Consider the following 7,028-nt stretch of genomic DNA (forward strand, 5'->3'; position numbering starts at 1 on the left):
ACTTTCCAGCAAAAAATAAATCCTTTGCGGTTAATAGGTTATTAATCCCCATTAGCAACCCGCCTGCAACGATAGCTGGAATAATTGGAACAAAGATGTCAGATAGCATTTTCACAAAGCGTTGAAGTGGATTCATTTTTTTCGCTCCAGCATCCTTTACATCCTTCGTTGACATTTCTGTTATGTCGGTAAGACTAGCAAATTCCTTGTATACTTCATTTACCGTTCCGGAGCCGAGGATGATTTGATACTGTCCACCAGTAGAGAATGTCCCTTTGACTGCATCCATTTTGTCCAGTTCTACTTGATTGATCTTCTCTTCATCGTGTAACACGAGGCGTAACCGCGTCGCACAGTGTGCTGCAGCTGAAACATTTTCTTTTCCGCCGATTGCTGCTAGGATTTCCTTCGCAATGCTTTTGTAGTTCATTGTAAATCCTCCTTATTATTTATAGTATGATTCAGAACCGGTTCCAATATAAGGTGAACAGAATTGATTATAGCTAGATTTATAAAGTGCAATTATAAGGAACCGGTTCCAAAAAGAGCGATTTTTTTGAAACCAGCCATTTTTGGAACCGGTTTCAAATAGATTATATGATGACTATACTTTTTTGTCAACGCTTTCACGGTCTACAATTTTAAAGTTTGAAATTAATTGTAACGGAATTTCTTCTTTGTTCACAAGTTTTACGATTCGCTCAGCAGCCCGTTTTCCTGCTTGTTTGTAATAAAATTTCGTCGTCGTTAAACTTGGATGCAGCATCTCTGCTACATCATATCCACCAAAGCCGGTGATTGAGAGATCATGCGGGACTTGCAGCTCGTTTACATAAGCAGCCTTCATCGCACCTAATGCTAAATTATCTGTCGCACATACAATTACTGTCGGAGAATAGGTATGAATAATCGAACTTACAATCTGGATGGAATCCATCATACTAAAGCTCGTTTCAAAATAGCGTACCTCACAGCCTGCCTGTTCCTGCACCGCTTGTGTAAAACCAGCTTTTCGCTTTACCCCAACCGCAATATCTTTTTCAGTGACACCTAAGTAGGCAAGCTTACGGTGACCGTGCGCAAGGACATACTTACCCATTTCATACCCTGCCCCGTAATCATCGTGAATCACACTATACACTTTGTTATATTCCTGTCCGACAAGCATAATGGGTATGTTAATTTTCTGAAATGCTTCAATGTGTTCTTCCGTAATTTGGGTCGCCAATAAAATAATCCCGGCTACCTTTTGATGCGCGAGTGTATAAATACTTTCGATTTCTCTTTCTAAGCTTTGACTTGTATTTGCAATAAACATTTGATAGCCTAATTCTCGCAAATACTCGTCAATACCAATTAACGTTTGCGAAGCCGCATATGAGTCCAAACGCGGAACAATGGTACCAATAATGTTTGGTACTTTAGCCTTTAAACTTTGTGCAAATGGATTGGGAACAAAACCGGTTTCTTTAATCGCTCGTTCAATCTTTTGTCTCGTTCTCTCACTTACCGATCCTCCGTTCAAAAAGCGGGAAACCGTACTTTTTGCTACTCCCGCTATGCTTGCAATGTCTGATATCGTCTTCATCTTCGTTCCCTCTCTAACCCAAATGAAAAATTTATTCTATCTCGTATTCTTCCAATCCATCTCTTTCAAACAATTCTTGAGTAACCTCATGTAAAAACGGGCTTTCTTCATTGGTATAGAAAAGATATAATTCATGCATGGCCCGCGTACAAGCGGTATAGAATAACTTTCGCTCATTCTCTCGCCCATATTGGATCTTTGAAGCATCATATATAATTACTGCATCAAATTCAATACCCTTTGCTAGATACGACGGTATAATAAGTACACCATGATCATAGGATGCTGTTTCCTTCGTAATAAGGCGAACATCTATGTATGGCTGCATCAATTCATATGCAAGTTGGCTTTCTTTTGCAGTTTTGCAAATAATCGCAATCGTATGGTGATCTATAGCTCTCACATAAGTTACAATTTGATTCACCCTGTCGTTCTCAGTAACTTGAATGACAACAGGCTTTTTTCCTTCTCGTTGAAACGGTTGTATATGCTGACCACTCGGAAGCAACATACGGGAAAATTCGATAATTTGCTTTGTAGAACGATAACTACGCGTTAATTCAATACGTTCCGTTACCTGTTCCCCATACAAAGATGATAAGTGAAACAAATTCACATTTTCAGACTGCACATGAATACTTTGATTGTAGTCACCGAGCACTGTCATTTTTGCAAATGGAAATAATCGTTTTAAAAATATAAATTGAAATGGCGAGTAGTCCTGTGCCTCATCAATAAACACATGACGAATGGAAGTATTTTTTTGTACTCCTTCCAGCTGCTCTTTCACATACAAATAAGCTGTTGCATCTTCATAGGGAATACTGCTATTTTTTAGCAATCCAGATGACACTTTACATATTTCTTGCCATTCTGAAGGTAATTCTTGTTCTGATACAAACTGTAACGCAAACATCGCATCAGAAAAAAGATTTTGATATAACGCATATATATGTAAAAATTGAAGCTGTTTAACGAATCTATATGTAGGTTTCATATGTTCTCGCACGATCATTGCAGCAAGCAGCCGTTGCTCCCGTTCAAAATCATCAAAGGTATCCTCTGTATATCGTCTTTGTCGCTGTAGCTTTTGGTGAACGAGAGTTAGCAAATGTTGATCTGCAAGCTCCATCTCCTCTTCCACCCACGGTTTTTTCCGTTCTTTTTTCTCTTCTGTTTTTAATAGCTGAATAAGCCATTCTGTTGTCAGCCTAACCCGGTTAGCAAGCGACAGTGCACGGTCTAACGAATAAAAATAGATTTCTATTTGCTTTGCGGATACGATTGGTTCTCCTCGAAATGTAACATCAAGAAATAACATGCCCTGCTTCTTTAAAAAGGTAACATAGGAATCAAGTATTTTCATGTATGCTTGTGAAGCCTTATACTTAATAGACGAAATTCGTGCTTCATACTTGTTATCTGCATAAGAAGACAATACATATTCCATTTGTGTAAACGAATCTTCTAGCCGTATGTCCTTTCCAAGTTGATGTTCGATATAATCTTGAAAGGTCGTCTGTTGCATATTGTCTTCTCCAAGTTCTGGAAGAACCGTTGAAACAAAACTACCGAATATTGGATTCGGAGAAAACAATAGTATTTGCTCTGCCCGCAATGATTCCCGGTATCGGTAGAGTAAATAGGCAATTCGTTGCAAGGCAGCTGATGTTTTTCCACTACCTGCTACCCCCTGAACAATTAACATTCTACTCGTTTCATTTCGAATGATTGCATTTTGCTCACGCTGAATCGTTGCAACAATCGATTTCATCGCCGTATTTGCTTGCTTACCTAGCACCTCCTGCAACAGTGTATCACCAATTGTGACACTAGAGTCAAATACACTTTCTATGATTCCATCGCGAATCAGAAATTGTCGTTTAACCGTCATTTCACCTGATACGATGCCCACGGGTGCTTTATATGTAGCCGGACCAAGCGTGTAATCATAATAGAGGCTTGAAATGGGTGCGCGCCAGTCATATACAAGAAATTGTTCCGTTTTTTCATCATAAAAAGAGCCTATACCGAGATAAATGGAATCCGCTTGTTTCTCACCCTCTTCTTTAAAATCAATACGGCCAAAATAAGGAGAATACTGCAATCGTTGCAGAGTTTTTACTTCATTTTGACTATGTGTGTAGCTCCGTTCCCGTTCTGAAAGAAGTTCAGCCTGTTGTTTCAGACTCGCATGTGTTTCCGCCGCTTCGGTTGCATCTTCAAAATTAACTGTGACATCTTCCCAAAAGTTCTTGCGCATACCAACAATGGTTGACTTGATTGTACCTACGTATTGTTGGAGGAAACGGGCTTTGGCAGCCGCTTTTTCGACTACTTCATCAACACGCCGTTGTTCCCATTGATACTCTTCACTCTGATTGTCCATTTAGCCACTTCCTTTCACGAGATGAATAGCACACGTTCATTTTACTGATATTGTCATTGATTTTACCATACATATACGTGTCTTTTCAATTAATGGAAAAACCCTACCAACTCCCCCACCTACATCATTTTCATAGACTAGGATTACATTTTTCACTTTAAAAATATAGATTACGTTATAATATAAATGGTATTTCATTCCGAACTACTCTTATACATTTATTTTAAAGTACATACTTCCGCATTTAGAAAGGAATCACTATGAGAGTCTTGATTAGAAAAAAATTTCTAACCATATATACAATTGTTATTTCTATCTGTTTCTTAGCAGCAGCCTTCATCCCTACACCTTATTATTTGTACCAACCTGGCCCTGCTGAAGCAATTTCGCCAAAGGTTACGGTAGAAAATGGACATAAGTCTGAAGCCGGAAATTTTTATTTAACTACCGTATTATCCATGAAAGCAAGAAATGTGTATGATATCTTGTATGGATTGTTAACTCCTCATACACAAATTCGGACCGAGCAGGATGTGCAAGGAACGTATACCTCTGAGGAGTACGGGAACCTGCTTAATCATATGATGCTTACGTCTCAGCAAAATGCGATAGCAGCAGCTCTTCGACAAGTTGGTGAACCTGTGACCCTTACATATGAAGGTGTGTTTGTAAGTAATGTTTTGCAAACATCTAAAGCAAAAGGGATTATTAAACCAGGTGATATAATCACCTCGGTAGATACTCATCCCATTCAAAACACATTAGATTTTATGAATTACATAGCTGCAAATAAAAAAGTAGGACAAGCAGTACAAATCGGCTGGAAGCATGAGGGAATAGAACAAAAGAAAGACATTGAACTTATTTCAATTGATGCAAGCAAGGATAAACCGGGACTTGGCATTCTACCAGAAGATCAATTTACAGCGAAAACAGAACGCAATGTTTCATTCCAAACAGAAGATATCGGTGGTCCTTCCGCTGGCTTTATGTTTTCATTAGAAATAGTGAATCAGCTTACAAATGAAGACTTAACGAAAGGCTATAAAATTGCAGGGACCGGTACAATTGACGTTGATGGAAATATTGGTCAAATTGGTGGAATACGCGATAAAATTATTGCAGCGCATGATACTGGGATTAACATCTTCTTCTGTCCAAAGGATCAAAAACCTGGAGATAACAATACGAAGGATATTTTAGATGAGGCTGCAAAACAGAAGTACACAACGAAAATTGTTCCAGTATCTACACTGAAAGATGCCGTTGCCTATTTACATGCACTACCTGCTGCACCGAGTGTGAAGAAATAAAAAACGATCCATTTTATCATGATTTGCGTTCGCATAAACAAAGAGGGTCCCATTTCTGATATGCTCCCAATTAAGTAGACAGATGAAATAATAAAAATCTGTTTACTTGATTGGGGGCTTTTTCTATGGTCAAAAATTCCTTTTCTGCACAAGAAAAATATGAATTGATTATAGCGTATGAGGACAGACAAACCTCAGTTTTTGACTTCTGTCGTCAATATAATGTACACAAAAAAACGTTACACAAATGGATTTATCTTTTTCAGACGTATGGAATGGATGGACTTCAGAATTCAAAGGGATGGAAACGGTACTCGAAAGAGTTAAAAAAGTTAGCCGTTCTTGATTATCTTTCCGGGAACTATTCTCAGACTGAGATTATACGCAAGTATGAAATATCCAGTAGCTCCGTGTTGGAAAAATGGATAAAGAATTATAATAATCATAGAGAATTAAAAGATACGAAAAGGATGAGTAACTCTATGATGAAAGGTCGATCTACCACCTTAAAAGAACGATTAGAAATTGTAATGTACTGTCTCCAACAGGGAAAAAATTATTGTCAGGCATCGGAGCATTTCGAAGTTTCCTACCAACAAGTGTATCAATGGATGAAAAAGTATGAGAAAGAGGGAGAAGACGGACTCAAGGATAAGCGTGGAAAGCGGAAAGTAGAGCCAGAGTTAACCGAGGAGGAAAAAATCCAGCGGGAGATGAAGCGATTGGAACGAGAGAATGAGCGTCTTCGGGCGGAAAATGCATTCTTAAAAAAGTTGGAGGAACTCGAAAGGAGGCGTGGAAAGAGACGCTCTTGAGCCAAGTGCGATTAACTGATACCTATGTAGCTATTCAGGAACTTCATGAGGAAGAAAATTTCTCCATTGTACTATTATGCGAGATTGCGAAAATCGCGCGTTCTTCTTATTACAAGTGGATGCATCGCACTCCCTCCGGGAATGAAGAATGGAACAAGAAAATTCTCAAAGAGATGGAGCGCCTTTATGAGAAGGAAAACGGCATTTATGGGTATCGCAGTTTGACCTTGAATGTGAATCGCATCTTCTCACAAGCTATTAACCATAAACGTGTTTATCGGCTGATGAAGATTGTCAACATCCAATCGGTTATTCGACGCAAGCGTACCAAGTATAAGCCGAGTACACCACAGCATGTAGCTGAGAATGTATTGAATCGGAATTTTAAGGCGGATCAACCAAATGAAAAATGGTTAACAGATGTAACAGAAATGAAGTATGGGAACTCACAAAAGGCGTATTTGAGTGCCATTTTGGACTTGCATGATAAATCCATTGTAAGCTATGTATTAGGCACTTCGAACAATAATCCTTTGGTGTTTCGTACCCTTGATTTAGCCTTGAAGGAAAATTCTGGAGCCACTCCACTCATTCACAGTGATCGTGGATTTCAATACACTTCCCCTGCATTTAAAAGGAAAATTAAGAAAGCAAAAATGGTGCAAAGTATGTCAAGAGTGGGAAGGTGCATCGATAACGGACCCATGGAGTCATTTTGGGGAACATTGAAATGTGAGAAGTATTATCTAAATAAGTACAGCACATTCGAAGAGTTGAAGAAAGACATTGAGGAGTACATTCAATTTTATAATTACGAGCGATTACAAAAAAGACTAAACGGCCTTAGCCCTTTAGAATATAGGGCTAAAGCCGTCTAGCAGCGTTTATTTATTTCCGATGTCTACTTGACAGGGGTCACTTCA

The 7,028-nt window shown here is 38.8% G+C and carries 4 protein-coding genes and 1 pseudogene; 2 read left to right on the forward strand and 3 right to left on the reverse strand.

Annotation, left to right across the window (positions count from 1 at the left end):
- The 3 genes from AC11ZT_RS04175 to helD all read right to left on the reverse strand — a co-directional run.
- Positions 1-430, reverse strand: a 430-nt coding sequence (locus AC11ZT_RS04175) for a glucose PTS transporter subunit EIIB (protein WP_484058397.1), incomplete at its 3' end; no start/stop codon positions are given.
- A gap of 174 nt (positions 431-604) precedes the next feature.
- Positions 605-1,588: a LacI family DNA-binding transcriptional regulator gene (locus AC11ZT_RS04180; protein WP_484058398.1), complete on the reverse strand. Its 984-nt coding sequence runs from the start codon at positions 1,586-1,588 to the stop codon at positions 605-607.
- 31 nt (positions 1,589-1,619) lie between these two features.
- Positions 1,620-3,977, reverse strand: coding sequence for an RNA polymerase recycling motor HelD (gene helD, locus AC11ZT_RS04185; RefSeq protein ID WP_484058399.1), 2,358 nt, complete (start codon positions 3,975-3,977; stop codon positions 1,620-1,622).
- Between the two features lie 260 nt (positions 3,978-4,237).
- On the opposite strand from helD, the gene AC11ZT_RS04190 reads away from it, so the two are divergent.
- Positions 4,238-5,290 (forward strand): SepM family pheromone-processing serine protease, encoded by a 1,053-nt coding sequence (locus AC11ZT_RS04190; protein WP_484058400.1) that lies wholly within the window; start codon positions 4,238-4,240, stop codon positions 5,288-5,290.
- Between the two features lie 125 nt (positions 5,291-5,415).
- Positions 5,416-6,983 (forward strand): annotated as a pseudogene (locus AC11ZT_RS04195) (IS3 family transposase).
- Positions 6,984-7,028 lie beyond the last annotated feature (45 nt).

Source organism: Ectobacillus sp. (assembly GCF_056992975.1).

Coding starts and splice junctions, on each gene's coding strand:
- AC11ZT_RS04190 (WP_484058400.1), top strand. CDS start 4,238: ATGAGAGTCTTGATTAGAAAAAAATTTCTAACCATATATACAATTGTT.
- helD (WP_484058399.1), bottom strand. CDS start 3,977: ATGGACAATCAGAGTGAAGAGTATCAATGGGAACAACGGCGTGTTGAT.
- AC11ZT_RS04180 (WP_484058398.1), bottom strand. CDS start 1,588: ATGAAGACGATATCAGACATTGCAAGCATAGCGGGAGTAGCAAAAAGT.